The organism is Pseudonocardia sp. CA-107938 (assembly GCF_050936315.1).
Lineage (GTDB): Bacteria > Actinomycetota > Actinomycetes > Mycobacteriales > Pseudonocardiaceae > Pseudonocardia.
Genome location: NZ_JBNJNA010000001.1, coordinates 5,562,883 through 5,589,863 on the forward strand (window position 1 = coordinate 5,562,883; position 26,981 = coordinate 5,589,863).

30 protein-coding genes and 1 pseudogene are annotated in these 26,981 nt (G+C 73.5%); 12 read left to right on the top strand and 19 right to left on the bottom strand.

What is annotated here, in order from left to right; genetic code table 11:
- Positions 1 to 79: 79 nt before the first annotated feature.
- On the top strand, positions 80 to 460 hold the full coding sequence (locus tag ACQEVB_RS27505) for a DUF1330 domain-containing protein (protein WP_432977078.1): 381 nt from the start codon (positions 80 to 82) through the stop codon (positions 458 to 460).
- Here the strand turns inward: ACQEVB_RS27505 and aroC are convergent.
- The 9 genes from aroC to ACQEVB_RS27550 form a co-directional block, all read right to left on the bottom strand.
- A complete protein-coding gene (aroC, locus tag ACQEVB_RS27510) occupies positions 418 to 1,608 on the bottom strand; it encodes a chorismate synthase (protein WP_432977081.1) in 1,191 nt (396 codons plus the stop codon). The two genes, ACQEVB_RS27505 and aroC, sit on opposite strands and share 43 nt — an antisense overlap.
- 29 nt (positions 1,609 to 1,637) lie before the next feature.
- A complete protein-coding gene (locus ACQEVB_RS27515) occupies positions 1,638 to 2,324 on the bottom strand; it encodes a prepilin peptidase (protein WP_432977084.1) in 687 nt (228 codons plus the stop codon).
- 153 nt (positions 2,325 to 2,477) lie between these two features.
- Positions 2,478 to 3,218 (bottom strand): urease accessory protein UreD, encoded by a 741-nt coding sequence (locus ACQEVB_RS27520; protein ID WP_432977087.1) that lies wholly within the window; start codon positions 3,216 to 3,218, stop codon positions 2,478 to 2,480.
- Complete coding sequence (gene ureG, locus ACQEVB_RS27525) at positions 3,215 to 3,877, bottom strand: urease accessory protein UreG (RefSeq protein ID WP_432977090.1); 663 nt, start codon at positions 3,875 to 3,877, stop codon at positions 3,215 to 3,217. The genes ACQEVB_RS27520 and ureG overlap by 4 nt, the downstream gene beginning before the upstream one ends.
- Complete coding sequence (locus ACQEVB_RS27530; protein WP_432977093.1) at positions 3,867 to 4,550, bottom strand: urease accessory UreF family protein; 684 nt, start codon at positions 4,548 to 4,550, stop codon at positions 3,867 to 3,869. Before ACQEVB_RS27530 ends, ureG begins: the two co-directional genes overlap by 11 nt.
- 22 nt (positions 4,551 to 4,572) lie before the next feature.
- Entirely contained in the window at positions 4,573 to 4,836 is a 264-nt protein-coding gene (locus ACQEVB_RS27535; protein WP_432977096.1) for a hypothetical protein, read from the bottom strand.
- Between the two features lie 104 nt (positions 4,837 to 4,940).
- A complete protein-coding gene (locus ACQEVB_RS27540) occupies positions 4,941 to 6,668 on the bottom strand; it encodes an urease subunit alpha (RefSeq protein ID WP_432977099.1) in 1,728 nt (575 codons plus the stop codon).
- Between the two features lie 73 nt (positions 6,669 to 6,741).
- Positions 6,742 to 7,026, bottom strand: a complete 285-nt coding sequence (locus tag ACQEVB_RS27545; protein WP_432977102.1) for an urease subunit beta — start codon at positions 7,024 to 7,026, stop codon at positions 6,742 to 6,744.
- Positions 7,023 to 7,325, bottom strand: a complete 303-nt coding sequence (locus ACQEVB_RS27550) for an urease subunit gamma (RefSeq protein WP_432977105.1) — start codon at positions 7,323 to 7,325, stop codon at positions 7,023 to 7,025. The genes ACQEVB_RS27545 and ACQEVB_RS27550 overlap by 4 nt, the downstream gene beginning before the upstream one ends.
- Positions 7,326 to 7,419: 94 nt before the next feature.
- On the opposite strand from ACQEVB_RS27550, the gene ACQEVB_RS27555 reads away from it, so the two are divergent.
- Entirely contained in the window at positions 7,420 to 8,265 is an 846-nt protein-coding gene (locus ACQEVB_RS27555; RefSeq protein WP_432977108.1) for a spermidine synthase, read from the top strand.
- 4 nt (positions 8,266 to 8,269) lie between these two features.
- Here ACQEVB_RS27555 and ACQEVB_RS27560 read toward each other — a convergent pair whose 3' ends face one another.
- The 6 genes and pseudogenes from ACQEVB_RS27560 to shbA all read right to left on the bottom strand — a co-directional run.
- On the bottom strand, positions 8,270 to 9,541 hold the full coding sequence (locus tag ACQEVB_RS27560) for an endolytic transglycosylase MltG (RefSeq protein WP_432977111.1): 1,272 nt from the start codon (positions 9,539 to 9,541) through the stop codon (positions 8,270 to 8,272).
- A gap of 45 nt (positions 9,542 to 9,586) precedes the next feature.
- Positions 9,587 to 10,015 carry a Holliday junction resolvase RuvX gene (gene ruvX, locus ACQEVB_RS27565; protein ID WP_432977114.1) on the bottom strand — a complete coding sequence of 143 codons (429 nt, stop codon included), beginning with the start codon at positions 10,013 to 10,015 and terminating at the stop codon, positions 9,587 to 9,589.
- An 11-nt stretch (positions 10,016 to 10,026) separates the two neighbouring features.
- Entirely contained in the window at positions 10,027 to 12,687 is a 2,661-nt protein-coding gene (alaS, locus tag ACQEVB_RS27570) for an alanine--tRNA ligase (RefSeq protein ID WP_432977117.1), read from the bottom strand.
- Positions 12,688 to 12,743: 56 nt separating this feature from the next.
- The gene (locus tag ACQEVB_RS27575) at positions 12,744 to 13,046 is read right to left on the bottom strand and encodes a hypothetical protein (RefSeq protein WP_432977120.1); all 303 of its coding nucleotides are present in this window, start codon (positions 13,044 to 13,046) and stop codon (positions 12,744 to 12,746) included.
- Positions 13,043 to 13,453 carry a DUF948 domain-containing protein gene (locus tag ACQEVB_RS27580; protein ID WP_432977123.1) on the bottom strand — a complete coding sequence of 137 codons (411 nt, stop codon included), beginning with the start codon at positions 13,451 to 13,453 and terminating at the stop codon, positions 13,043 to 13,045. The genes ACQEVB_RS27575 and ACQEVB_RS27580 overlap by 4 nt, the downstream gene beginning before the upstream one ends.
- A 209-nt stretch (positions 13,454 to 13,662) precedes the next feature.
- Positions 13,663 to 14,265 (bottom strand): annotated as a pseudogene (shbA, locus tag ACQEVB_RS27585) (RNA polymerase sigma factor ShbA); the annotation flags it as partial.
- Between the two features lie 320 nt (positions 14,266 to 14,585).
- On the opposite strand from shbA, the gene ACQEVB_RS27590 reads away from it, so the two are divergent.
- Positions 14,586 to 15,287 carry a TetR/AcrR family transcriptional regulator gene (locus ACQEVB_RS27590; protein WP_432977126.1) on the top strand — a complete coding sequence of 234 codons (702 nt, stop codon included), beginning with the start codon at positions 14,586 to 14,588 and terminating at the stop codon, positions 15,285 to 15,287.
- A 55-nt stretch (positions 15,288 to 15,342) separates the two neighbouring features.
- Here ACQEVB_RS27590 and rocD read toward each other — a convergent pair whose 3' ends face one another.
- From rocD to ACQEVB_RS27605, 3 genes are all read right to left on the bottom strand, one after another.
- Entirely contained in the window at positions 15,343 to 16,566 is a 1,224-nt protein-coding gene (rocD, locus tag ACQEVB_RS27595) for an ornithine--oxo-acid transaminase (protein WP_432977129.1), read from the bottom strand.
- On the bottom strand, positions 16,563 to 17,336 hold the full coding sequence (gene ddaH, locus ACQEVB_RS27600; protein ID WP_432980617.1) for a dimethylargininase: 774 nt from the start codon (positions 17,334 to 17,336) through the stop codon (positions 16,563 to 16,565). The genes rocD and ddaH overlap by 4 nt, the downstream gene beginning before the upstream one ends.
- Positions 17,337 to 17,574: 238 nt before the next feature.
- On the bottom strand, positions 17,575 to 18,030 hold the full coding sequence (locus tag ACQEVB_RS27605) for an Lrp/AsnC family transcriptional regulator (RefSeq protein WP_432977132.1): 456 nt from the start codon (positions 18,028 to 18,030) through the stop codon (positions 17,575 to 17,577).
- A gap of 25 nt (positions 18,031 to 18,055) precedes the next feature.
- Here ACQEVB_RS27605 and ACQEVB_RS27610 point away from each other — a divergent pair, with 25 nt between their 5' ends.
- The 5 genes from ACQEVB_RS27610 to ACQEVB_RS27630 all read left to right on the top strand — a co-directional run bounded on the left by ACQEVB_RS27610 (position 18,056) and on the right by ACQEVB_RS27630 (position 21,954).
- Positions 18,056 to 19,270, top strand: a complete 1,215-nt coding sequence (locus ACQEVB_RS27610; protein ID WP_432977135.1) for an arginine deiminase — start codon at positions 18,056 to 18,058, stop codon at positions 19,268 to 19,270.
- On the top strand, positions 19,267 to 20,292 hold the full coding sequence (locus tag ACQEVB_RS27615) for a DUF4185 domain-containing protein (RefSeq protein ID WP_432977138.1): 1,026 nt from the start codon (positions 19,267 to 19,269) through the stop codon (positions 20,290 to 20,292). The genes ACQEVB_RS27610 and ACQEVB_RS27615 overlap by 4 nt, the downstream gene beginning before the upstream one ends.
- Before the next feature lie 56 nt (positions 20,293 to 20,348).
- Entirely contained in the window at positions 20,349 to 21,155 is an 807-nt protein-coding gene (locus ACQEVB_RS27620) for an SDR family NAD(P)-dependent oxidoreductase (RefSeq protein ID WP_432977141.1), read from the top strand.
- Between the two features lie 153 nt (positions 21,156 to 21,308).
- Positions 21,309 to 21,569, top strand: a complete 261-nt coding sequence (locus tag ACQEVB_RS27625; protein WP_432977144.1) for a hypothetical protein — start codon at positions 21,309 to 21,311, stop codon at positions 21,567 to 21,569.
- Positions 21,570 to 21,642: 73 nt separating this feature from the next.
- On the top strand, positions 21,643 to 21,954 hold the full coding sequence (locus ACQEVB_RS27630; RefSeq protein ID WP_432980737.1) for a hypothetical protein: 312 nt from the start codon (positions 21,643 to 21,645) through the stop codon (positions 21,952 to 21,954).
- A gap of 459 nt (positions 21,955 to 22,413) precedes the next feature.
- Here the strand turns inward: ACQEVB_RS27630 and ACQEVB_RS27635 are convergent, their stop codons facing one another.
- Positions 22,414 to 22,839 (bottom strand): MarR family winged helix-turn-helix transcriptional regulator, encoded by a 426-nt coding sequence (locus ACQEVB_RS27635; RefSeq protein ID WP_432977147.1) that lies wholly within the window; start codon positions 22,837 to 22,839, stop codon positions 22,414 to 22,416.
- Between the two features lie 77 nt (positions 22,840 to 22,916).
- On the opposite strand from ACQEVB_RS27635, the gene ACQEVB_RS27640 reads away from it, so the two are divergent.
- From ACQEVB_RS27640 to ACQEVB_RS27655, 4 genes are all read left to right on the top strand, one after another.
- Positions 22,917 to 24,737: an ABC transporter ATP-binding protein gene (locus ACQEVB_RS27640; protein ID WP_432977150.1), complete on the top strand. Its 1,821-nt coding sequence runs from the start codon at positions 22,917 to 22,919 to the stop codon at positions 24,735 to 24,737.
- An 18-nt stretch (positions 24,738 to 24,755) separates the two neighbouring features.
- Positions 24,756 to 25,502 (top strand): glycoside hydrolase family 16 protein, encoded by a 747-nt coding sequence (locus ACQEVB_RS27645; RefSeq protein ID WP_432977153.1) that lies wholly within the window; start codon positions 24,756 to 24,758, stop codon positions 25,500 to 25,502.
- A 148-nt stretch (positions 25,503 to 25,650) separates the two neighbouring features.
- Positions 25,651 to 26,271 (top strand): LysE family transporter, encoded by a 621-nt coding sequence (locus tag ACQEVB_RS27650; RefSeq protein ID WP_432977156.1) that lies wholly within the window; start codon positions 25,651 to 25,653, stop codon positions 26,269 to 26,271.
- A gap of 15 nt (positions 26,272 to 26,286) precedes the next feature.
- Positions 26,287 to 26,976 (top strand): HAD family hydrolase, encoded by a 690-nt coding sequence (locus ACQEVB_RS27655; protein ID WP_432977159.1) that lies wholly within the window; start codon positions 26,287 to 26,289, stop codon positions 26,974 to 26,976.
- Positions 26,977 to 26,981 lie beyond the last annotated feature (5 nt).

The window sequence follows — 26,981 nt, forward strand, 5'->3', positions numbered from 1 at the left end:
CCCGCCCGGCGCAGTGCTGCCCAGGCCAATGACCTCGCAGGTCATCGATCGCTGCCCGGAGCAACCCGACACTGCGTGCATGACCACCTACGGGATCGCCCACCTCCGTGACGTCGTCCCTGGCGCCGGCATCACCGAGTACCTCGAACGGATCGACGCCACCCTCGAGCCCTTCGGCGGGCGGTTCGTCGTCCACGGAGACCGCCCGCGCGTCGTCGAAGGGGAGTTCGACGCCGCGCTCGTGATCATCGCGTTCCCGGACCGGGCAGCGGCCGAGGCCTGGTACGCCTCTCCCGCCTACCGGGCGATCCTGCCGCTGCGCACGGAGAACTCACGCGGCGACGTGTTCCTCGTGGACGGGGTCGGCCCCGACCACCGGGCGACCGACGTGCTGGCCCTGCTGGGTCTGCCAGCGGGTCAGGAGCCGGAGGGCAGCGCGTCGCGAGCGGCCGCGACGTAGCTCTCCACGTTGCGCCGGACCTCGGCCAGCGAGTCGCCGCCGAACTTCTCGCTCGCCGCGTCGGCCAGCACGAGTGCCACCATCGCCTCCGCGACCACGCCGGCCGCAGGCACCGCGCACACGTCGGAGCGCTGGTGGATCGCCTGGGCCGGTTCGCCGCTCGCGACGTCGACCGTGCGCAGCGCCCGCGGCACGGTGGAGATCGGCTTCATCGCCACCCGTACCCGCACCGGTTCCCCGTTGGTCATCCCGCCCTCGATGCCGCCGGCCCGGTTCGACAGGCGGTGCACGGGATCGCCGGGCACCATCTCGTCGTGGGCGGCGCTGCCGCGTCGCCGGGCCGTGCGGAACCCGTCGCCGATCTCGACGCCCTTCATCGCCTGGATGCCCATCAGCGCTCCGGCGAGCCGTGCGTCGAGCCGACGGTCGGACTGGACGTACGAGCCGAGCCCCACCGGGCAGCCGAACGCGAGGACCTCGACCACCCCGCCGAGCGTGTCGCCGTCGCGCTGGGCGGCGTCGACCTCGGCCACCATGGCTTCCGTCGCCTCGTCGGTGAACGCCCGGACCGGGCTGGCGTCGATCCGCTCGAGATCGCCAGGACCGGGCACCGGCTCCTCCGGGGCGTCGACCGAGCCCAGCGAGACGACGTGAGACACGATGTCGATCCCCAACGCCTGCGCGAGGTAGGCCTTGGCGACGGTGCCCAGCACCACGCGGGCCGCCGTCTCCCGTGCGCTGGCGCGCTCGAGCACCGGTCGGGCGTCGTCGAAGCCGTACTTCGTCATGCCGGCGAGATCGGCGTGCCCGGGCCGGGGCCGCGTGAGCGGAGCATTGCGGGCGCGGTTGGCGATCAGCTCGGGATCGACGGGGTCGGCCGCCATCACGGTCTCCCACTTCGGCCACTCGGTGTTGCCGATGCGCACCGCCACCGGGCCACCCTGGGTGATTCCGTGCCGGACCCCGCCGATGACCTCCAGCTCGTCGGCCTCGAACTTCATCCGGGCACCCCGGCCGTAGCCCAGTCGGCGACGGGCCAGCTCGGCGGCCAGCTCCTTGGTGGTGATCTCGACACCGGCGACCATGCCCTCGAGCACGGCGACCAGCGCGGGACCGTGGGACTCCCCGGCGGTGATCCAGCGCAGCACGTCGACGATTGTCGCACCAGTGCTCGCCCTCATCCGGGGCCGGTGCCCGCCGCGGCGATCGTCGCGACCAGCACGGTGACCGTGGCGGCCAGCATCGACGGCCCATGGGCGAGCGCCGCCGGCCGGGGCCGTCCCCGTGCTCGGGCCAGGACGACCGCCACGATCGCGGCGCCACCGGTGAGGAGGGCGGCGAGCCCTGCCGCCAGCGCGGGCGCCGGCCAGGCCGCGGCCGCCAGCACGGCACCGAGCGGGGCGGCGAGCTTCACGTCACCGGCGCCGAGCGCGCGGGGCGCCCCGAGGTGCCACACGGCGTGCACGCCGGCGGCGAGCAGCGCGCCGACGAGTCCGCGCAGGACGGCGTCGGCGCCGATCGGCACCAGCAGGAGGAGCACCAGCGGGAAGGCCGGCAGGACGAGCGCGTCGGGCAGCAGTCGACGGGTGAGGTCGACGGCGCCGGCCGCCACGCCGAGCCAGCACAGGAAGAGCAGGACGGGTAACCAGTCGGGGGGAACCACCCCGGACGCCCACCCCACGGCACACGCCGCCCAGCCGGCGCCCGTCACGAGCTCGCAGAGCGGTGCCCGGATCCGGGCACCGCGGCGCAATCGGGCGAGCAGCACGCGGGCGGCCGCGCCGGCGAGCACGCCGGCGGCGCCCAGGGTGAGGACGGCCGCGAGCACTGGCGGGTGTGCGGGGAGCGGGACGGTCGGTGTCATGCCATCGATGGTCGAGCAGCGGCACCCCGGTCGACCAGCCCATGTCCGTTTCTGTGGATGGCCGAGGGCCGATGTGGACAACTCGACGCGCGTGGCGCGGGACCGTCGGGGCGGTGTGGTACTCCGGTCCCCGGTGCGAGGACCGGGCGGGCCTCAGACCGGCTGGGCCGAGGCGACCGGTGCGAGCGCCTCGGTCTCGGCGTCGAGCACGGCGGTCACCGCGCCCGCCTCCCCCACGGCGACCAGCAGCGCACCCGGCCCGGGCAACGGGCTCCACGCCCAGCGCACCCCGTCCCGCTCCCCCGCGCCCGCGCCCGCCGGCATGCCGATGACCAGCATCGATCCGTACGCGCGAGCACCGGCCGACCCGCCGGGCCCGCACAGCACCGGGTCCGCGCCGTCGAGCTGGGCGACGTGGGCGATCAGCGGCGTGCCGTCGACACTGGCGACCAGGGCGCCGCGGTGCCGGCCGCCGCGCTGCCCGTGCCGGCCCAGCACGACGGTCTCCCGGACGATCGCCGTACCGCCGGCGGCGACGTCGACACGTAGCTGCGCGGCCAGCTCGGCCCCGTCGGTGACGATCGTGGGTTCGGGTGCCCAGTGCAGGTGCCCGGCGACCCGGGCCGTGACCTCCCAGGTGGCGCCGCCGCCGTCGGCTCCTGGCTGGACCAGGGTGGCGCCGGCGCTGCGCACGTGCAGCTCGGCCCCGGCGGCGACGTCGACGGCCAGCGACAGCTCGTCACCACCGAGCGGCCCGCCGGCCCCGTGGACGAGGTGCACGCGGTCCTCCCCCGTGGGGCGCAGCACGATGGGCCACGCGTGCACCCACCGGATGCGCTGCCGCGGCCCCGGTTCCACCCGGACGGAGGCCGCGGCAGCGAGGGCGTGCCTCACCCGCGCCGGGCCACGACCTGGCCGGCGACCCACTCGGCGATCGGTCCGGCGTCGGGCTGCTCGCGCAGCGAGACCAGCACGGTCGGTCGTCCCTCGCGGACGGCCTCGGCGTCGTTGCTCATGACGTCCAGGTCGGCGCCGACCAGCGGCGCCAGGTCGATCTTGTTGATCACGAGCAGGTCGGAGCGGGTGACGCCGGGGCCGCCCTTGCGCGGCACCTTGTCGCCGCCGGCGACGTCGAGCACGAAGATCTGCGCGTGCACCAGCCCGTAGCTGAAGGTGGCGGTGAGGTTGTCGCCGCCGCTCTCGACGAGCACGAGATCGGGATCGTGCCGGGCCACCAGGTCGTCGACGGCGTCGAGGTTGGCGGTGATGTCGTCGCGGATCGCGGTGTGCGGGCAGCAGCCGGTGCGCACGGCGGAGATCCGCTCGTCGGGCAGCACGCCGTTGCGGCGCAGGAAGTCGGCGTCCTCCGTGGTGTAGATGTCGTTGGTCACGACCACGATGGAGAAGCGTTCCCCCAGTGCCCGGCACAGGGCCGCGACCAGCGCGGTCTTGCCTCCGCCGACCGGGCCGCCGATCCCGATGCGGAGCGGTCCGGCCGGGCCGGCGGCCAGCGGGGCGTGGTCGTGGACGGTGAGCGTGTCGTCACGATGCAAAGAGGGTCACCTCGGCTGTGTCGTGGAGTTGGGCGAGGACGTCGTGCAGCGGGTTGCCGCCCGCCGGGAGAAGGCCGGGATCGTCGGCGTCGACGGCGTCCCGTGCGGCGGAAGCGGCAGCTGCCGCGATCGGCATCGCCGACCGCGCGACCTGCGCGGTGACGGCGGCGACCGCGAGCGGATCGAGTCCGAGCAGCCGGACGCCCGCGGTCGCGGCACCGCCGGTGAGGTGGTGCAGCGCCAGTGCTGCGGCCTCCTCCGCGGTGGCGGCCGCGGCGGCTGCGGCGGCACCGAGCACGAGCGGGTGGTGCGGCCGGCGCAGGGCCTCCAGGGCGCTCACCGCTGGGCCGGGCCACGCCCGTGCGACGGTGCGCAGCAGCGCGCCGCCCTGGCCGCGGGAGGCGGCCCGCAGAGCGGCTGACGGGGTGCGGGCGTCGACGGCCGCGTCCCAGCGGGCCCACGCGGTCCCGGGCCTCCCGGCGAGCAGGCAGGCAGCGGCGGACGCGGCGGCGATCGTCTCCCCGCTGGTGCGGAGCCGGCCGTGCAGGAAGAGTGCCAGGTCGCTCTCAGTGCGCAGCAGGCCGCGCATCGCGAGCGCCTCCACCCCGCCGGAGTGGCCGTGTCCACCCGACGGCAACCGGGAATCGGCGAGCACCAGGACCTCGGGGTTCATGCCGACACCCGGCCGGGTGCGATCAGCCGAAGATCAGCGCGACGCCACCCTGCGCGACGAGCACGACGACGACCAGGGCGAGGGCGATCAGCACCACGAGGACGGCCCAGAGCCACCGCCGGCGTCGCGGCTCGGCCGGCACCGGCTCGTCCGAGGTGGTGGGCTCGCGCCGCTGCTCCGGGATGGCGGGCGGCCGTACCGGCAACGGCGAGTCGGCGGCGCTCTGCGGCGGGATGACCGGGATGGGCCCGGTCGGGACGTCGTTGCCGTAGTGCCGGTCGGTCATCGGAGATCCTTGGTCTGGGCTGGCCGAACAGACCCGGCCGTACATGACGCTGTGCGTCTGCTCGTTCGCGACCAGTCACCCGTTCGTTACGTCCCTCGCTCATCTCAGAAGAGGAAGTAGCGCTGCGCCATCGGCAGCTCGACGGCGGGTGCGGCCTCCACCACCGCGCCGTCGACGCGGACGGTGAACGTGTCCGGCTCGACCTCGATGTGCGGGAGCGCGTCGTTGCCGGGCATGTCGGCCTTGGTGAGCGCGCGGGTGTCGCGCACGCCCACGAGCCGGCGCTGCACGGCGAGCCGCGACGCCAGCCCGTTCTCGATCGCCGCGGGGGCGACGAAGTGCACCGACGTCGCCGCGGCGGTCGTCGGGGACGCGCCGAACATGGGCCTCGGCAGCACCGGCTGCGGCGTGGGGATGGACGCGTTGGCGTCGCCCATCGCCGCGTAGGAGATCACCCCGCCCTTGATCACGAGCGCGGGCCGCACGCCGAAGAACGCCGGCTGGTACAGGACGAGATCGGCGAGCTTGCCCACCTCGACCGAGCCGACCTCGCCGTCGAGCCCGTGCGCGATCGCCGGGCAGATCGTGTACTTGGCGACGTAGCGGCGGGCGCGCAGGTTGTCGGCGCGGCCGTCACCGGGCAGGGAACCCCAGCGCTTCTTGCCGACGTGCGCGGTCTGCCACGTGCGCAGCGCGACCTCGCCGACCCGCCCCATGGCCTGCGAGTCGGAGCCGATCATCGAGATGGCGCCGATGTCGTGCAGCAGGTCCTCGGCCGCGATCGTGGACGGACGGATGCGGCTCTCCGCGAACGCCAGGTCCTCCGGCACCGACGGCTTCAGGTGGTGGCAGACCATCAGCATGTCGAGGTGCTCGTCGACGGTGTTGACGGTGTGCGGGCGGGTCGGGTTCGTCGACGACGGCAGCACGTTGGGCTCGCCGGCGACCGTGACGATGTCGGGTGCGTGCCCGCCGCCTGCGCCCTCGGTGTGGTAGGCGTGGATGCCCCGGCCGGCGATGGCGGCGAGGGTGTCGGCGACGTAGCCGGCCTCGTTGAGGGTGTCGGTGTGGATGGCGACCTGCACGCCGGCCTCGTCGGCGACCCGCAGGCACGCGTCGATCGCGGCGGGCGTGCTGCCCCAGTCCTCGTGCAGCTTGAACCCGGAGATCCCGGCCGCCACCTGCTCGCGCAGCGCCGCCTCGCCGACGGTGTTGCCCTTGCCGAGCAGCGCGACGTTGAGCGGGTACTGGTCGAGCGCCTCCAGGATGCGGGCCACGTACCACTCACCCGGCGTCACCGTGGTGGCCTTCGTGCCGTCGGCTGGTCCGGTGCCGCCCGCGATCCACGTGGTGACGCCTGCGCCGAGGGCTTCCGGGATCTGCGTGGGCGAGATGAGGTGCACGTGGCAGTCGACGACGCCCGCCGTCATGATCAGGCCGTTGCCGGCGATGATCTCCGTGGACGGGCCGATGACCAGGTCGGGGTGCACGCCGTCCATGACGTCGGGGTTGCCGGCCTTGCCGAGCGCGACGATGCGCCCGTCGCGCACGCCGACGTCCGCCTTCACCACACCCCAGTGGTCGAGCACGACGACGCCGGTGATCACGAGGTCCGGAGCGCCCTCGGCGCGCGTGGCGCGCGCCTGCCCCATCGACTCGCGGATCACCTTGCCCCCGCCGAACACGACCTCGTCGCCGCCCTGCGGCCCGCGGCAGCGGTCCTCGGTGACCTCGATGAGCAGGTCGGTGTCGGCGAGCCGGATCCGGTCGCCGGTGGTAGGGCCGTAGAGCTCGGCGTACCGGGATCGCTCGATGGTCCAGGGGTCAGACACGGTCACGCACACCTTTCTGTGCCCACGCACACGTCCGAACGTGTGCGCGAGCACACGAGCCTGTGCGTGAGCGTCACGGGAGCCGCAGCCCGGGCACGATCTTCGCGCCGCCCAGCTCGACGAGCGCCACCGTCTTCTCCATCCCGGGCTCGAACCGCACCGCGGTACCTGCCGGGACGGCCAGGCGCCGGCCCTGCGCCGCCGCGCGGTCGAACTCCAGCGCGGGGTTGGCCGCCGCGAAGTGGTAGTGCGAGCCGACCTGGACCGGCCGGTCACCCGTGTTCACCACGACGATCTCCGTGCGTTCCCGGTCGATCACGATCGGGTCCTCCTCGAGGAGGTACTCCCCCGGGATCATGCGATCGGCCGGTGGACGGTGACGAGCTTCGTGCCGTCGGGGAAGGTCGCCTCGACCGCGACGGTCGGGCACATCTCGGGCACGCCGTCCATGACGTCGTCGCGCGTGAGCACCTGCTGGCCGCCGGTCATCAGCTCGGCGACCGAGCGCCCGTCGCGCGCGCCCTCGAGCACCCAGTCGGAGATGATCGCGACCGCCTCGGGGTAGTTGAGCCGCAGGCCGCGGGCCCTGCGCTGACGGGCCACGTCCGCCGCGACGTGCAGCAGCAACCGCTCCTGCTCATGGGGCGACAACAGCAACTCGGGTCCTCTCGTCGGCGGGTGATCGGACCCTAACCGGGACTCGTGACGGCGACGTAACACCCTCCCCCGGACGAGGGGCCAGGATGGAGGGGTGGCGGGGTTCGCGCGCGCGGTGATCCGCGCCCAGGTCGGGCACGGGTTCGCCGAGCTGGTGGGCGATCCGGACCGGCCCCGCGGCTGGACCCTGCTGGTCGACGGCACGGCGCAGAGCCACGTCGACCTCGACGATCCGACGCACCTGGAGTTCGAGTACGTGCGCCGGCTCGGGCACGTGGTGGACCTCCTCGCCCCGCCGACCGAGCCGCTGCGCGTGCTGCACCTCGGCGGCGGCGCCTGGACGCTCGCCCGGTACGTCGCCGCCACCCGGCCGGGGTCCGTGCAGCAGGTCGTCGAGCTGGACGGCGAGCTGGCCGACCTGGTGGGCGCCCGGCTGCCGGCCGACGACCCGGGCCTGGAGGTGACCGTCGGGGATGCGCGGGCCGCGCTGGCAAGCGCGGCGCCGGCGTCGTGGGACCTGGTCGTGCTGGACGTGTTCGCGGGCGCCCGCACCCCCGCGCACGTCACGACCGTCGAGTTCCTCCGCCTGGCCGCGGCCGCGCTCGCCGACGGGGGTGTCTACGCGGCCAACGTGGCCGACGGGGACGCGCTGGTGTTCGCCCGCGGGCAGGTGGCCGCGGCCCGCGAGGTGTTCGCGCACGTGGCCGTGATCGTGGCGGCGGACGTGCTGCACGGGCGCCGGTTCGGCAACCTCGTGCTGGTCGCGTCGCAGGACCCCCTGCCGGAGCAGGAGCTGGCGCGCCGCGCGGCGGCCGACCCGTTCCGCGCCTCGGTCCTGGACGGGCGCCGCGCCCGCCGGTTCGCGGGCGGTGCCGCGCCACCGCTGGACCGCGGGGCGCGACCGTCGCCCGTGCCGCCGGCGGGCTTCTTCGGCCAGTGACGTGTCAGAACGCGCCGTTGCGCACCGCGGCGCTGACGTTGGCCTGGTGCTCCTGCAGCGTCTTGGCGAAGCACGACGTGCCGTCCTTCTCGCAGCGCACGAAGAAGAACCAGTTCCCGGGCTCCGGCTTGAGCGCCGCGGCGATCGCGTCGCGACCGGGAGCGGCGATCGGCGTCGGCGGCAGACCGGCCGTCGTGTAGCTGTTGTAGGGGCCCGGCTTGTCGCGGTCGGCCGCGTTGGTGCGGATCGCCTGCAGGTCGAGCGGGTAGTTGACCATCGAGTCGAGCTCGAGGCGCTGCCCGATGCCGAGCCGGTTGTAGATCACGCGGGCGATCTTCGGCATGTCCTTGGTGATCGACTCCTTCTCCACCAGGGAGGAGATGATCAGCACCTGGTACGGCGACGAGCCGATCTGGCGTGCCCCCGACACCAGGCCGCTGGCCTGCAGCCGCGACGCGGACGTGGCGAGCAGCCCGCGGAGCACCTCGACGGCGGGTTTGCCGGGGTCGAGGTCGTAGCGCCCGGGCACGAGCAGGCCCTCCAGGCGGCGCTTCGGGTCGGCCTTGGCGACGCCCTCCAGCGCCCATTCGGGCACACCGAGCTCGGCCGGGTCCGTGGTGGCCATCGCGGTGCGCAGGTCCTCCGCGGAGGTGCAGCGCTGCGTGCCGTCGACGGTCAGGCAGGTGGCCTTCGAGATCTGCGTCAGCACCCCGTCGTTGACGGTGCCGTCGGGCGAGCGGGTGTCGTCGAGCTGGAGGCCACCGCGGATCTCCAGCTGGCCGACGCGCGCCTGCGGGGTGAGCAGCAGCGTGACGGCGGCATCCCCCGACATGTGAGAGCGCAGCTGGTAGAAGCCCGGCTGCACGCTGCGGATGCGGTCGCTGTCGGCGGCTGCGCGGGTGAACGCGCGCGGGTCGGCGACCACGCCACGCTCGGCCAGCTCGCTGCCGATGGCGGACGTGGTGTCGCCGTCGGCGACCTGCACCACGACGCTGCCGGTGCCGTCGCCCTCGAAGTCCGGCACGCCGAAGAACGACTGGTAGAGGACGTACCCGCCGCCGGCGATGCCGGCCAGCAGCACCACCACGACGAGCGCGAGTATCCGCCGGCGGCGCTTGGCGCGCTGGGCCCTGGCCCGCTGCGCGGCCTGCCGTTCCCGACGGTTCGGGACGGTGGCGAGCCGCTCCGTCGGCCGCTCGGAGTGCAACCGGTCGTCACCGCGGTGGGCGTCGACCCGGCTGTCGACCCTTCTGCGGGGCGATCCGTCGGGGCTCACAACGGCGCACTGTAACGACGTCCGGCGATTCCGTACCTCACCGGGCTACACCTCCCCCGAACGGTGGCGGTCGAGCCACCCCTGGAGGATGCCGACGGCCGCCACCTGATCCACGACGGCGCGCTGCCGCCGTCCGGGGCGGCCGCTGGCACGCAGCTGCCGGGTGGCGACCACCGTGGTCAGGCGCTCGTCGGCGTACTCGACGGGCACGTCGAGCGCTGCGGCCAACGCGCCGCCGAACTCGCGCGCAGCCGTGGCCGCGGGACCCTCCTGGCCGGCGAGCGTGCGCGGCAGCCCCACGACCACACCGGTGGCCTCGTGCTCGGCCACCAGGGCCGCCACGGTGCGCACGTCGGACCCGCCGTCCCGGTCGCGCGGAACCGTCTCCAGCGGGGTGGCGAGCAGCCCGTCCGGGTCGGAGAGCGCAACCCCGACCCGGACGGCACCGACGTCGATGCCGATCCGCCGCCCCATGCGCGGTCGGTTCACCCCCGCAGGGCGGAGCGCAGCGCCGCGATGGCGTCGGACACACCGGCCGGGTCGGTCCCCCCGCCCTGGGCGAGGTCGGGCTTGCCGCCACCGCGACCGCCGATCGGGCCGGCGAACGCGGGCACGAGCTTCCCGGCGGCCAGACCGCGGTCACGCGCCGCCGCCGTGGTGGCCACGACGAACGACACCTTGCCGTCGGCAGGCGCGAACAGCGCCACCACGCCGGGCCGCGAGCCCAGCCGGGTGCGTACGTCGGCGGCGAGCGAACGCAGGTCGTTGCCGCTCACCCCGGCCGGTGCCTCGGCGGCGACGAGCGCGACGCCGTCGACGTCCTCGGCGGCGGCCGCGAGGGTGCCGGCGGAGGCGAGTGCGGCGTCGGCGCGCACCTTCTCCAGGTCGCGCTCGGCGAGCCGCAGCCGCTCCACGAGGGAGGCGACGCGTTCCGGCAGCTCCTCCGGCTTGGCCTTGAGCTGGTCGGCGAGCGACGTGACCAGCACGTGCTCGGCCGAGACGTGCCGGAACGCGTCCAGCCCCACCAGCGCCTCGACGCGGCGCACGCCCGAGCCGATCGAGCCCTCGGACAGCACCTTGATCATGCCGATCTCGCCGGTGCGCCCGACGTGGGTGCCACCGCAGAGCTCGCGGGAGTACTCCCCCATGTCGACGACGCGGACGCGGTCGCCGTACTTCTCGCCGAACAGCATCATGGCGCCGAGCTTGCGCGCCTCGTCCATCGACGTCTCGTACGCCTGGATCTCGCGGTTCTCCTGCAGGACGGAGTTGATCTCGTCCTCGATCTCGCCGAGCGTGGTCGGCGAGACGGCCCCCGACGGGGAGGTGAAGTCGAACCGCAACCGGCCCGGCGCGTTGAGCGAGCCCGCCTGGGCGGCAGAGGTGCCGAGCGCACCGCGCACCCCGGCGTGCACGAGGTGGGTGCCGGTGTGCGCCCGGGAGATCGCGGCGCGGCGGCCGCGGTCGACCTCGGCGATCACCGAGGAGTCGAGCGACACCTCGCCGTCGGTGACGACGCCGCGGTGCACCCGCAGGCCGGGCACCGGCGACTGGACGTCGTCGACGCGGACGACGAACGACGCACCTCGGAGCACGCCGTGGTCGGCCTGCTGGCCGCCGGCCTCGGCGTAGAACGGGGTGCGGTCGAGCACGACCTCGACCTTCTGACCGGTGGTGGCCGCCGGGGTGGCCACGCCGTCGACGAGCAGGCCGACGACGGTGGCCTCGGCCTCCAGCAGCGTGTAGCCGAGGAACTCGGTGGACCCGTGCGCGTCGAGCACGGTGCGGTACACCGAGCCGTCGCCGTGGCCGACCTTGCGGGCCTTGGCGTCGGCCTTGGCGCGGTCGCGCTGCTCCTGCATGAGCACGCGGAAGCGGTCCTGGTCGACCTGCAGCCCGGCCTCGGCAGCCATCTCCAGCGTCAGGTCGATGGGGAAGCCGTAGGTGTCGTGCAGTTGGAACGCGTCGTCACCGGGCAGCACCAGCTTCCCGGTCTTCTTCGTGGCCGCGACGGCCGTGTCGAAGATCCGCGAGCCGGAGGTGAGCGTCTGCAGGAACGCCTCCTCCTCCGCGGTCACGACGGCGGCGATGCGCTCGAAGCCGCTCTCGAGCTCCGGGTAGGTGGGCGCCATCTCGTCCCGCACGACTTCCGCGAACGACGCCAGCACCGGCTCGTTCACGCCGAGCAGCCGCGCCGAGCGCACGATCCGGCGCAGCAACCGACGCAGCACGTAGCCGCGACCCTCGTTGGACGGGGTGACGCCGTCGCCGATGATCATGACGCCGGAGCGGGCGTGGTCGGCGATCACGCGGAACCGCACGTCGTCCTCGTGGGACGCGCCGTAGCGGCGGCCGGAGAACTCCTCGGCGCGGCTGATGACCGGACGCACGAGGTCCGTCTCGTAGACGTTCTCCACGCCCTGCAGCAGGTAGGCGACGCGCTCGACGCCCATGCCGGTGTCGATGTTCTTCTTCGGCAGCGTGCCGATCGGCGGGTGCCCGTACTTCGGGGAGTCCGCGCCGCGCACGTCCTGCATGAAGACGAGGTTCCAGATCTCCAGGTAGCGGTCCTCGTCGACGACCGGGCCGCCGTCCTTCCCGAACTCCGGGCCGCGGTCGTAGTAGATCTCCGAGCAGGGGCCGCCGGGGCCGGGCACGCCCATGTCCCAGTAGTTGTCGAGTCCGTCGCGGCGCTGGATGCGCTCGTCGGGCAGGCCGGCGACCTTCTTCCACAGCGCGATGGCCTCGTCGTCGGTCTCGTAGACCGTGACCCAGATGCGGTCCGGGTCGAAGCCGTACCCGCCGGCGTCCTGGCTGCCCGTCACCAGGTTCCAGGCGTGGGTGATCGCGCCTTCCTTGAAGTAGTCGCCGAAGGAGAAGTTCCCGGCCATCTGGAAGAACGTGTTGTGCCGGGTGGTCTTGCCGACCTCGTCGATGTCGCCGGTGCGCACGCACTTCTGGATCGACGTGGCGCGCGGGTACGGCGGCGGCGCGTCACCCAGGAAGTACGGCTTGAACTGCACCATGCCGGCGTTGACGAAGAGCAGGGTGGGGTCGTCGAGGATCAGGGACGCGCTGGGCACCGGCGTGTGCCCCGCGGAGACGAAGTGCTGGCTGAAGCGACGGACGATCTCGTGGGTCTGCACGGGAAACTGCCTCGGGTTGCGGGTGGGAGTGGTCGACCGGAACGGCAGGGGCGCTGCTACGCCCCTGCCCGACGCGCTCGCGCGCCCGGCGCGGGCTCCTCGGCCAGCGCCTCGGAGTACGTCGGGACCCCGGCCCCGGTACGGCGTTCGACGAGCTCGGTCAGCTCCTGCTCCCTGGCGAGCATGCCGGCGCGCACCTCGGCGCCGAAGGCCCCGATCCCGGCCCCGAGCTCACGCAGCCCGTCGGCCAGGTTGGCGCCGACGCCTGCGGGTGACAGGTTGCGGGCGGCCTCCGAGACGCGCCGCTGCACGTAGACGCCGGCAGCGACGCCGAGACCGAGCCAGAACAGCCGCCTCACTGCGCGACCTTCCTGCGTCCCCGGCGGGTACGTGCCGCGTGCGCGCCGGCGTCGCGACCGGCCCGGCGGGCCTGGATCGCCTTGGACAGGCCGTAGGAGAACGCCGCCGCCCGCACCAGCGGGCCGCCGAGGGTTGCGGTGAAGAGCGAGGTCAGCACCGAGACGTTGCTCGACACCGTGCGCGCGTTGCTGGTGATGCCGTCGACGCGTTCGAGCTGGGTGTTCACCACGCTCAGCGTGGTCTGCGCGTTGTCCAGCAGCGGGGCGCTGCCCTCGTGCGCCTTGCGGATGGCGATCGTGGCCTCGTCGAGCGTGCGGCCCAGCTTGAGCAGCGGAACGGCCAACAGCACGACGAGGAGGACGAACGCCCCCGCCGCGATCAGCGCCGCGATCTGGCCAGCCGACACGAGCCCTCCCGGGCAGTACGAGAACCGGAGTTGATCGGTCCCAGGCTACCCCTGGTGACCGCACGGCAGGACCCGGCCCTGGCCGCGCGGTCACCGGACGGCTACGCGGTGTCGGCGAGCTCCCCGTGCCCCGTGACCGGCGCGGACGGCGGTTCCGGTCGCGCGTCGGGCTGCGGTTCCGACCCGATGTCGCCGGTGGTCGGGGACAGCACGCCGTCGCCCGCGCCGATCTCGGCGCGGAGCCGGTTGAGCGCGCGGTGCTGGGTGACCCGCACCGCGCCTGGCGTGGATCCGACCGCCGCGGCGGTCTCCTCTGCCGAGAGCCCGACGGCGACCCGCAGGACGAGCACGTCCCGCTGCCGCGGGGTCAGCCGGTCGAGCAGGTGGGTGAGGCGCTCGAGCCGCTCCTGGGAGAGCAGCTGCTGCTCGGGGCCGTCGTGCGCGACGGGCGCGTCGGGGATCTCGGCGACCGGGTCACACCGGTTGCGCCCCATGGCGCGGTAGGCGTCGGCGACCTTGTGCGCCGCGATGCCGTAGACGAAGGCGCGGAAGGACAACCCCTTCAGCTGGTAGCCCGGCAGCGCCGTGACGACCGCGAGGCAGACCTCCTGCGCGACGTCGTCGGCCGAACCCATCACGGACTCGCGGTGCCCGATGCGGCCCCGGCAGTAGCGCAGCACGAGCGGTTGGAGCTCGCCGAGCAGCCGGTCGCGTGCGCCCGGGACACCGGCGAGGGTGTCGCGGACGAGGTCCTCGAACTGCGGCACGGCGGGTGCGTCGCCGTCGGCGGCGGGATCCGGCCCCGCTGGCATAGTGATCATGGAGCGCACCGCTCGGGTGCGCAGCGCAAGGTGGACTCCACGGACGTTCCCCTCCCCGGGTCGCGCGGGAGCGCGCGACATGAACTGCTGCAGGGCGGGAATGCGTTCGCGTGTGACGCCGACTGTCCCCCAGACAACGGCGCGGACGAAACTCGCCCCTCGTGCGGCCGAACGCAGGCGTGCCCTGCCTGCGCTCGGTGACACCGCCGACGGGCCGATGGAGTCGGTCCACTGGTGGTGTCGTCATCTTGGGTGACACCCAAACTGGAGTCAAGTGCACCTTGGGCCCCAAAGTCGATTACGCTGGGTTCATGTCGCAGCCCGAGGAACCGCTTGCGGACGATCCGCGGGCCAGGGCTGCGCGCACGAAGCGCGACCGGACGCGGCGGGCGTTGCTCGATGCGGCGGACTCCATCTTCGGCTCTCGGGGCTGGGGTCGCACCCGGATGGAGGACATCGCCGCGGCGGCCGGCGTCAGCGCGGCCACCGCCTACAACCACTTCCCCACGAAGCACGCACTGGTGGGGCACGTCTTCGATCCGGTCATCCGGCCCCTCCTGGTGCAGGCGCAGCACGACATCGCGATCGGCCGACCGGCAGCGGACGCGCTGAAGGACCAGGTCATCGGGCTGGCGCGGCTCAGCGGCCGCTACCGCGTCCTGATGAGCGCGTTCTGGGCGGCCGTGGAGGACCACACGCTGCGCGTCGGTGCGGTGCCGGATCCGGAGGGTCCTGACGCCGACATCGACCCGCGGCTGATCGCCCCGGTGCCGCTGCCGATCACCTTGTTGATCGAGTACGGCCAGCGGCGGGGCGAGCTGCGCACCTACCCGGCGCCGTCGGAGATGTCCGCGACGATCGTCAACGTCCTGCTGATGCGGGCGGTGAATCGGCCGACGGAATCGCCGGCCGATCTCGCCGAGCTGTTACTCACCGTGATGTTCGGCGCCCTCAAACCAGAGTTGTTGATCGAGGACCCGTGCGCCGAGCGGCCGTTTCGTGACCTCCGGTAGGAGGCAGTTCGTCCCCCCGAACGCCGTACCGTTGGTGCGGACGGAGCAACGACTGTCAGGCGTCGAGCTCGGACAGCGCACCGCGGAGCGCGTCGACGGCCAGGTCGAGCTCGTCGCTGCCGACCACCAGGGGCGGTGACAGCCGCACCGTCGAGCCGTGGGTGTCCTTCACGAGCACGCCGCGGCGGGCCATCGCCTCGCTGACGGCCCGCCCGTCACCCAGCCGGGGGTCGACGTCGACCCCCGCCCAGAGACCGGCGGTCCGCACCGCGACGACACCGCGGCCCACCAGCTCGTCGAGGCCCTCGCGCAGGTGCGAGCCCAGCGCGCCGGCCCTCGCGAGCAGGCGGCCGTCGGCGAGCAGGTCGATCACGGCGCGGCCGACCGCGCAGGCGAGCGGGTTGCCACCGAACGTGCTGCCGTGCTGACCAGGACGCAGCACGCCGAGCACGTCCGCGTCGGCGACGACGGCCGACAGCGGCAGGATGCCGCCGCCGAGCGCCTTGCCGAGCAGGTAGACGTCCGCGTCGGTGCCGGCGCCGCGCGTGGCGAGCAGGTGCCCCGTCCGGCCCAGCCCGGACTGCACCTCGTCGGCGATCATCAGCGCGCCGTGGGCGTCGCAGATGCGGCGCACGGCGGGCAGGAACTCCGGCGCCGGCACGACCACGCCCGCCTCGCCCTGCACCGGCTCGACCAGCACCGCCACCGTCTCCGGCGTCATCGCCGCGGCCAGCGCGTGCGCGTTGCCGTACGGGACGACGTCGAAACCGGGGGTGAACGGACCGAACCCGGCGCGCGCGTCGGGATCGGTGGAGAAACCGACGATCGTCGTGGTGCGGCCGTGGAACCCGTCCGCCATTACGACGATGCGCGCCCGGTCCGCCGGCACGCCCTTGACCTCGTAACCCCACTTGCGGGCCACCTTGATGCCCGACTCGACGGCTTCTGCTCCGGTGTTCATCGGCAGCACCATCTGCTTGCCGAGCAGCGCCGCCAGCTCCGCGCAGAACGGGCCGAGCTGGTCGTTGCCGAACGCACGGCTGGTCAGCGTGACGCGGTCCAGCTGGTGGTGCGCCGCCGCGACGAGAGCCGGGTGGCGGTGCCCGAAGTTCAGCGCCGAGTAGCCGGCCAGGCAGTCGAGGAGGCGGCGGCCCTCGACGTCGGTGACCCAGGCGCCCTCGGCGTCGGCGACGACGACGGGCAGCGGGTGGTAGTTGTGCGCCGAGTGCTCGTGCACGAGGGCCTCGTGCATCGTGGTGGGCGATTCGAGAGCGGTCATCCGCGCACCTCCAGCGTGCAGCACTTGGGTCCGCCGCCACCCTTGAGCAGCTCGGACAGGTCCACGGGTACGGGGACGAACCCGCGATCGACGAGCTGCGCCGCGAGCGCGGTCGCCGCAGCGGGCAGCACGACGTGCCGGCCGTCGGAGACGGCGTTGAGCCCGAGCACCGCGGCGTCGTCGGTGCTCGCCACGATCGCGTCCGGGTAGCGGTCCCGCAGGACCTGTTGCGCAGCCGGTGTGAACGCCTCCGGCAGCCAGGCGATCGTCGTGGCGTCGAGGACGGCGATCGCGGTGTCGAGGTGGTAGTAGCGGGGGTCGACGAGCTCGAGGCTGATCACCGGCCGCTCCAGCGCGGCCGCCGCCTCGACGTGCGCGGCCGGGTCGGTGCGGAACCCGGTGCCGGCCAGCACCACGTCGCCGACGACGAGCAGGTCGCCCTCTCCCTCGTTGACGAGGTGCGCCTCGATGGTCGGGAACCCGGCCGAGCGGAACCAGGCCAGGTGCGCCGCGGCCTCGGCGGCCCGTTCGGGGTGGCGGAAGCGGGCGCCGAACACGCGTCCGCCGACGACGGTGGCCCCGTTGGCGGCGTAGACCATGTCCGGCAGTCCCGGCACCGGTTCCAGCAGGTCGACGCGGTGGCCGAGCTGCAGGTAGGTGTCGCGCAGCGTGGCCCATTGGGTCATGGCGAGCGCGGTGTCGACCGGCACCGTGGGGTCCATCCACGGGTTGATCGCGTAGGTGACGGCGAAGTGCTCCGGCGGGCACATCAGGTAGCGGCGAGGAGTCGCGCGGCGGTCGGTGACACCGGCGGCGCGGGGAAGGACGCTGGTCACGGGCTTCTCCACGAGGTCGGGCGATGGTGGCTCCACGGTAGGTACGCGGGGAGCGCACCGAACAGCACCGGATGTTGCTCGCTTGCGCGGGAAACCAGCGCAGATCGGCATGTCCACGCACGATCGTTGCGTGGAAACCGGCCCGTCACGCGCCGGTCATCCGACCGCATCCTCAGGGGTGCGCCGGCACGACCGGGCGCCGGATCAGCGGCGAGAGCACCAGCACCGACTTGGTGCGCGCCACGAACGGGAAGGCCCCGATCTGCTCCAGCACCTGCTCGAAGTGCCGCATGTCCTCGGCGACGATCCGCAGCACCGCGTCGGCCTCACCCGACACCGTGCTCGCCTCCACCACCTCCGGGAACCGCCGGACCGCCGCTCCGATGGTGGCGGGCGCGGTGCTCATCCGGCAGTAGAGCTCGACGTAGCCCTCGACGCTCCAGCCGAGTGCGGCCGGGTCCAGCCGGGCCGTGAAGCCGGTGATCGCCCCGCCGGCGCGCAGGCGGTCGACGCGGCGCTTCACCGCCGATGCGGACAGCCCCACCTCGGAGCCGATGTCGGCATAGCTGCGGCGGGCGTCGGCGACGAGCAGCCCGATGATCGTCTCGTCCAGGCCGTCGAGGTCCATCCGCGAATACTGCAGGATGGCCCCCATGTTCCGCGTCGACTCCGAGGTCGGGCCGCTGCGCCAGGTGATCCTGCACAAGCCGGGGCTGGAGCTGAAGCGGCTCACCCCGGGCAACAAGGACCGGCTCCTCTTCGACGACGTGCTGTGGGTGCACCGCGCGCAGGAGGAGCACGACATGTTCGCCGCGCTGCTGCGCGAACGCGGGGTGGTGGTGCACCTGTTCGGCGAGCTGCTCCGCGCGACCGTCGAGATCCCGGACGCGAAGGCCTACGTCCTCGACCGGATCTTCGACGAGCGCGCCTACGGGCCGCTCGCCATCGACGCCCTGCGCAACTGCTTCGACGCGATGGACCTCGACACCCTCACCGACCACCTCATCGGCGGGATCACCAAGCGCGAGGTGCTCGACCGCATCCCGGAGCCGCGCTCGATCGCCTTCCACGTGCTCGACGCCGACGACTTCGTGCTCGAGCCGCTGCCCAACCACCTCTACACGCGTGACACCTCGGCCTGGATCCACGGCGGGGTGTCGATCAACAGCATGCGCAAGAAGGCGCGCATGCGCGAGACCGTCCACTACGAGGCGGTCTACCGATGGCACCCGCTGTTCGCCGGTGGCGGGTTCGCGGTCTGGTCCGAGGGTTCGGTGAACGGGCCGGCCACCACCGAGGGCGGCGACATGCTCGTCATCGGCGGTGGCGCGCTGCTGATCGGGATGAGCGAGCGCACCCGGCCGCAGGGCGTGGAACGGCTCGCGCGGCGGTTGTTCGCCGGTGGCGAGGTCGACCGGATCGTGGCGCTGCGGATGCCGGAGACCCGGGCGCTGATGCACCTCGACACCGTGATGACGATGGTGGACCCCGAGACGTTCACGAAGTACGCCGGGCTGGGCATGCTGCCGGCCTACACCGTGCGGCCGGGCGACAACGAGAAGGAGCTGCACGTCACCGACCACGCCCCGCAGGACATGCACCGGGCCATCGCCGACGCGCTCGGCCTGCCCTCGATCCGGGTGCTCACCGCGGAACAGGACGTGCACGCCGCCGAGCGCGAGCAGTGGGACGACGGCTGCAACACCCTGGCCGTCGCGCCGGGCGTCGTCGTCACCTACGAGCGCAACGTCACCACGAACGCGTTCCTGCGCCGCAACGGCATCGAGGTGCTCGACATCCCGGGCGGCGAGCTGGGTCGCGGCCGCGGCGGGCCGCGCTGCATGAGCTGCCCCGTGGAGCGTGGATGACGGCGCCAGAGCTGGTGCTCGCGTCGAAGGTCTGCGACCTGACCGGCCCGGGCATCACCGACGCCTTCGGGATCGGGGGCACGGATCTCGGCGTCACCGTCGCTGCGCCGGACGGACGGCTGGTGGCCGTCTTCGGCGACACCTTCCGCAGGGCCGGTGTCGGGGGCCGCGGCTGGCGGGCACCGGTGGTGCTGTTCGGGGATCCGGCGAGCGTGCCGACCGGGCTGCGGTGGACGGGCTCGGCCGGTCCCGGCGAGTACGCCGGCCAGGTGGTGCGCTACCTGCACCAGGGGATCCGCCGGCACCAGGGTCTGCGCTGGCGCCGGGTGACGACGGTGCTGCCGACCGACGTGATCACGGTCGGCGAGGAGATGTTCCTGCACGTCATGGTGTGCCGGGAGCTGGGCAACGTGCACTGGACGGAGATCCACCGATCCGTCGACAACGGGCGCAGCTGGCGGCCGACGGGCGTGCGCTGGCCGTCCGACCACCTCGACGGGCTCTTCCAGATGCTCACCTGGGAGCACGGCGGCGACGGATACGTCTACGCGTACTCGACCGGTTTCCAGCGTGCACACGGGCTGGTGCTCTCCCGCGTGCCGGAGGACCGGATCCTCGACCGCGGGGCATGGCAGACCTGGGGCTTCGACGGCACGAGCTGGGACTGGGACCGGCCACCCACGGTGGCGCTGACCGGCCGGTACGGCGAGCTGGGGCTGCGCAGGCTCGCCGACGGCGCCTGGGTGCTCGCCGCGTTCGACGAAGCCAACTACCGCATCGACGTCCGGGTGCTGGACGGGCCGGTGGCCGATCTCTACGCCGCGCGATGCTGCACCGTGCTGCAGGGAAGCGCCTGGGGCGACGAGGACCACGCCGCCGGCCGGGTGGCGCAGCTCTACGGCGGCTACCCGCTGCCCGGTTCGACGCTCGCGGACCTGCACCTGGTCGTCAGCCAGTGGAACACAGCGACCAACTGGCCGTACCGAGCGATGCAGTTCCGGGTGGATCTCACGTCGACCTGAGCGGGGCGGCGGAAAGCCGCCAGCACGGGCCGACCGCAGTGACCATGCTCGTGATCATGGACATGGCATTGAAGGACACGATCGCCCTGGTCACCGGCGCGTCGAAGGGCATCGGGCTGGCCACCGCGCGCACGCTCCACGAGGAGGGCGCGCTGGTCGTCGCCGCATCCCGGCGCCCCTCCCCCGAGCTCGCCGGCCTCCTCGGCGACCGGCTGGTGCACGTGCCCGTCGACCTGAGCACGCCCGACGGACCGGCTGCCGCCGTCGCCGTGGCGGAACAGCGCTTCGGCGGGCTGGACGTGCTCGTGAACAACGCCGGCGGACCGCCGCCGGGCGCGGTCCTGCCGCGCTTCTCCTTCCACGCGCTGACCGATGCCGACTGGCACGCGATGATCGAGTTCAACCTGATGACGACCGTGCGCGCCGTCCGTGCCGCGATCCCGCTGATGCTGGCGCGGGGCGGCGGATCGATCGTCAACGTCTCGTCCACGCACGCGCTGGTGCCCAGCGCCGTCAACGTCGACTACGGGGTGGCGAAGGCGGGCGTGAACAACCTGACCCAAGCGCTGTCGGAGGAGTTCGGGCCGCAGGGCATCCGGGTCAACACCGTGTCCCCCGGACCCGTCCGCACACCGTGGTGGACGGACGAGGGCGGCGCGGCGGACGTCCTGGTCGCCGTCACCGGCTCCGATCGCGACACCGTGCTCGACCGGACGGCCGCCGAGATGATGCACCTGACGACCGGCCGGCTCATCAAACCGCAGGAGGTCGCCGACGCGATCGTGCTGCTCTGTTCGCCGCGCTCGGGCAGCACGACGGGCTCCGACGTGGTGGTCGACGCGGGGCTCCGGAAGGCGGTCTGAGGCCGACCGTTCGCCCGTTCGTCGTGTGATCAAGGCAACACGGAACGTGTCGATCACCAGGTCAGAACGACGGTGACCGGCCGTCGCCGAGCGGCGACGAGCAGTGTGCACCCCGATGTTGATAACGCTCCGGTATCGGCTCGAATGGGTGACATGGAGCCCTCATCGCACCGTCATCCGTTCGCCCGCTGGTACGGCCCCGCGGTCGGAGTCTTCGCGTTCCTCATGGTCATCGCAGTCTGGGCGGGATCATGGATCTCCGCACCGTTCGCGCTGGCCTTCGTCGCGGCGGCCTACCTGTGGAGCCTCGGCATCGCCACCGACGCGACGGCGGACCCGCACTGCCGCGGCTGCGCCGCCGGCTGCGTCGGCTGCCGGGAACGGATCGACTCGCCCATCACCGGGCTGCGCTGACCCTCGCCACCGCTCCAGTGCCCCGAGCAGGCCAGCGCCCACGGCGAGCAGGCCGACCCCGCGCAGCGTCCGGATGATCAGCAGCACGGCGCCCGTGCCGTCGGCCACCGGCGGCGGCCGGGCGACCGTCCGCACCGCCGACAGCGCGACGACGACGGCGACCCCCACGACCGTCGCAGGTCCGACCGGCTCGCCGACGAGAACGACGGGCGAGCTGGCCCAGGCGCCGGCCACCACGGCGACGATCGCGCCGGCGGTCCACCGCACCCGCCGGTCGGACACCGGCAGCCACCGGCGCAGCCCGGCGTTTGCGCCACACCCGGCCGAGCCCGGCCGTCACCGGCACCGCTGGCGCGAGCTGCAGCGCCGCCGCGCCGACGAGTAGCAGCCTGCGCGGGAGAGGGCGATCCGGACGCTGACAGGGCCACCACCCGGTCGGCAACCGCGGCGACCAGCCGATCGTCATAGCTGGCCAGGACGTCGGCGGCGTGCTGCGTGGCCGTCGCGATGAGCTCGGCGAGCCAGCGGCGGCCAGCCGCGTCCAGCGCGCGCTCGGGCTCGTCGAGCAGCAGCACCGCGACGGCGAACTGGCGCGGGCCGGCCGGCGAGCAGCTCGAGGTGCTGGCGCGGGGTCAGCTCGTCGAACACGGCCGAGTCGCCCAGCACCACGGACCTGCCCCTCGGCCGGCTCCTCCTCGCCGTGCAGGAGCCGCAGCAGCGTCGACTTGCCGCCGCCGTTGGAGCCCGTCACGACGACGCACTCCCCCGGTTCCGCGGTGAGGTCGAGCCGTACCGCATCCCGAGCCCAAGGCGCGCACCCCCCGGTCCGTGCGACCAGGGTGCTCTACCGGGCGAGGAGGGCGAGGATGCGGCGCAGCTCGGCGCGGTCCGCGTCGTCCAGCACCGTGAAGAAAGACTCGGCCTCGGCGGCCCGAGCAGCGCGGATGGCGTCGGCGAGGTCCCGACCGGCCTCCGTCAGGCGGACGAGCGTCGCGCGCCGGTCGGCCGGATCGGGTGCGCGGTCGATCCATCCGCGCGCGGCCAGCGAGTCGACGACGTCGGTGGCCGAGCGCGGGGCGATCCGTAGCCGCTCGGCGAGCTCCCCGGCGCGCAGGTCGCCGCCCCGGCGGAGCACGCCGAGGGCCCTGGCCTGCGACGGTGTGACGTCCCACGGAGCAAGTGCCTCGGCGGTGGCGTGCCGCAACCGGCGGGCGATCCCGCGGAACGCGTCGGACAGGGTGTCCTCGCCCGCACCGCCGGGGTCGTCCATGGAATATCCCTTCCGAAGATGCTGTTGCTGCCTCATAGTGAGGTTACCTCAATGAATCTTTGCGACAGGAGCACCCTTTGGACAGCCTTCCACCGAACGTCACCGACAACCGTCCGCGTGGCGAGGGCGGCCGCGGCCGCCGCGCCGTCACGGCCGCCGAGAAGCAGCAGGCGCGCGAGGTCTCGTTGCGCCGCATCGGCGGCCTGTTCCGCCCACACGTCGGCCCGCTGGCCGTCGTGGTCGCGATCATCGTCGCGTCCTCGGTCGTGGCCATGGCGTCGCCGTTCCTGCTGCGCGCCGTCATCGACGACGCCCTCCCCCAGCGCGACCTCCCACTGCTGGCGTGGCTGACCGCCGGCATGGTCGCCGTCGCGGCCGTCACCGCCGCCCTCGGCGTGGTGCAGACGTGGATCTCGACCCGCATCGGCCAGGAGGTCATGCACCGCCTGCGCACCGACGTGTTCGCCCACCTGCAGCGCCAGTCGATCGCGTTCTTCACCCGCACCCGCACCGGCGAGGTGCAGAGCCGCATCACCAACGACATCGGCGGCATGCAGGGCGTCGTCACGTCGACCGCGACGTCGATCGCGTCGAACCTGACCACGGCGATCGCCACCTCCGTCGCGATGGCCGCCCTCTCCTGGCAGCTCTCGCTGATCTCGCTCGTCGTCGTGCCCCCGTCGATCTGGCTGTCACGCCGCGTCGCGCGCTTGCGCCGGACGATCACCGCCCAGCAGCAGCGCGAGCTCGCCGACCTGAACGTGACCATCGAGGAGAGCCTCTCCATCAACGGCGTCACCCTCGCCAAGACGATGGGGGCCTCGGCTGCGCTCGTCGACCGGTTCTCCGCCTCGTCGACGCGCCTGGTCGACCTCGAGCTGCGCGCGCAGCTCGCCGGTCGCTGGCGCATGGCCACCACCAGCGTCATCTTCGCGGCCATCCCGGCGCTCATCTACCTCGTGGCCGGCCTGCCCGTCGCTGCCGGCACGATGTCGATCGGCACGCTCGTCGCGTTCACCGCGCTGCAGGCGGGCCTGTTCCGACCGCTCACCGGCCTGCTCAACGTCGGTGTGTCGGTGATCAGCTCGCTGGCGCTGTTCCAGCGCGTCTTCGCCTACCTCGACCTGCCCGTCGACGTCGCGGACCCGGTCCGGCCGGTCCGCATCGACCCGGCGACCGTGCGCGGCGAGGTCCGGCTCGAGGACGTCACCTTCGCCTACCCGGGGAGTGCCACGGCGGCACTGGCCGGGGTGTCGCTGGACGTGCCCGCCGGTTCCACGCTGGCGCTGGTGGGCGAGACCGGCTCGGGCAAGAGCACGCTGGCCGCGCTCGTCGCCCGCCTCTACGACCCCACCGCGGGCCGCATCCTCATCGACGGCATCGACGTGCGCGACCTGGCGCTCACCGACCTCGCCGGGATCGTCGGCATCGTCAGCCAGGAGACCTACCTGCTCCACACCACGGTGCGGGAGAACCTGCGCTACGCCCGCCCGGACGCCACCGACGCCGAGATCGAGGCCGCGGCTCGCGCCGCGCAGATCCACGACCTCATCGCCGGGCTGCCCGACGGCTACGACACCGTCGTCGGGTCCCGCGGGCACCGGTTCTCCGGTGGGGAGAAGCAGCGCCTCGCCATCGCGCGCACGCTGCTGCGCAACCCCCGTGTGCTCGTCCTCGACGAGGCCACCAGCGCGCTCGACACCGAGACCGAACGCGCCGTCCAGCGCGCCTTCGACGAGCTGGCCCGCGGCCGCACCACCATCACCATCGCCCACCGCCTGTCCACCGTGCGCGACGCCGACCAGATCGTCGTGCTCGACCACGGCCGCGTCGCCGAGCGGGGAACGCACGACGGCCTCGTCGCCGACGGCGGCCGGTACGCGGCACTCGCGAGCTGATCGCTCTACGCTCGCGGAATGGCTCCCCGCACCCAGCTCGACGAACGCTTCGCCACCGGGGAGCTCGACCCCGACGTCTGGCTCCCGTACTACCTGCCGCACTGGGCGACGCGCGCCGGCTCGGCCGCGACCTGGGGCATCGGCGCCGAAGGGTTGGTGCTGCGCATCCCCGCCGAGCAAGGGCTGTGGGCGCCCGACCAGCACGCGGAACCGCTGCGGGTGTCGGGCATCCAGAGCGGCGAGCGGGACGGGCAGCAGCCGTTCCTCGCGCTGCAGCAGGTGCGGGAGCCGCAGCCGGAGTTCTGGGGCTTCACCCCGCACTACGGACACGTCGAGGTGCGGATGCGGATGCGCCTCTCGCCGCGATCGATGGCCGCGTTCTGGCTGGCGGGCGTGGAGCGCAACCGCGGCGAGTCCGGGGAGATCTGCGTGGCGGAGATCTTCGGGGACACCATCACCGACGGCCCGAGCGCTGCTGTCGGCATCGGGGTGAAGGCGTTCGCCGACCCCGCGCTCACCCAGGACTTCACGGCGGTGCGGATGCCGCTCGACGTCAGCGTGTTCCACACGTACGCCGTCGACTGGACGCCAGGGGCGCTCCGCTTCACCGTCGACGGCGTGGAAGTGCGCCGGCTCGGCCAGAGCCCGGACTACCCGGTCCAGCTCATGCTCGCCGTCTTCGACTTCCCCGCGAAGGCCGCGCCGGGCGACGACCTCGAACCCGAGCTCGTCGTCTCCCACGTGCGGGGCGCGTCGACGCGTTGACGTAGCCGGAAACCGCGTTGCGGCGCGGCCGCCCGGCACCGATCCTGTGCCGCATGACCTCCACCGTTCCCGCCGTCCTGTCCGTCGCCGCCGTCTCGCCGGCGACGCAGCAGGCGCTGGTCCGGGCGGAGGCGACCCGCTTCCGACCGTGAGCGGGGGGATCGGGGCGGCGCTGGTCGCCGGCCTGGTCGCCGGGTACGGGATCGCGATGCCGATCGGTGCGGTCGGGGCCTACCTGGTGCAGCTCTCCGCCCGCTCGCCGTGGCGCACCGGCGTGGCGGCGGCACTGGGCGTCGCGTCCACCGACGGGGTGTTCGCGCTGGTCGCCGTCCTCGGCGGGGCAGCGGTGGCGGCCCTGCTCGCCCCCGCGGTGCCCGTGCTGCGGTGGGTGTCGACGGTCGTACTGGTGCTGCTCGCTGCCCGGACGGTGGTCGCCGGGCTGCGGGCCGGCGGGGAGGCTGCGGCGGTTCCCGACGCGGCACCCGGCCGCACCTACTTCTCGCTGGTGGGGCTCACCGCCGTGAACCCGACGACGGTCGTCTACTTCGTGGCGCTGGTCGTCGGTCTGCCGGACCGGCCCGTCGGGGCGGCGGCTGCGGTGTTCGTCGCGGCCGCGTTCGCGGCGTCGGCGAGCTGGCAGCTGCTCGTCGCCGGGGCCGGGATGGCGTTGGGCCGGTTCGTGGCCGCCCCTCCGGCGCGGCGACTGACCGCGATCGTCTCGGGTGCGGTGATGCTCCTGCTGGCCGCGCACATCGGCTGGAGCAGCTGAGGCAGGATCGGTCCGGTGAGCACGTTCCGGGCCGTTGTCCTCGACTTCTACGGCACGCTCGCTCCGGGCCGCAGCTCCGCGCAGCAGAGCGCAGCCAGGGCGGCGCAGGCGGCTGCTCTCGGCGTCGACCAGCACCGGCTCGACGCCGAGATGACCGCGACCGTCGACGAGCGCTTCCGCGGGGCCGGCGGCACGGTGGCGGGTTCGCTGGCCTGGGTCGCCCGCCGGATCGGCGCGGATCCCGACGAGGAGTCGCTGCAGCGCGCGGCCGAGGTGCGATTGGCCGCCGAGCGCAGCTTCGGCGAGCCGCGCCCGGACGCCGTCCCGGTGCTGAGGGCCGTGCGCGAGCGCGGGCTGCGGGTCGGTCTGGTGAGCGACTGCAGCGCCGAGCTGCCCCAGTACTTCCCGCAGCTGCCGATCGCCCCGCTCGTCGACGCGCCGGTGTTCTCGTTCGTCCTCGGCATCCGCAAACCCGATCCGCGCATCTTCCTGACCTGCTCAGAAGCGCTGGGCGTGGCGCCGCAGGAGTGCCTCTACGTCGGCGACGGCGGCAGCGGCGAGCTCGCCGGCGCCCGCGCCGTGGGGATGCACGCCGTGCACCTGGACGTTCCGGGCGAGGACCACGGCGTCGTCTACGGGCGGCACGCGAGCTGGGACGGAGCGCGGATCAGCGCCCTGCCCCAGCTGCTCGAACTGCTGGCGTGACGGGG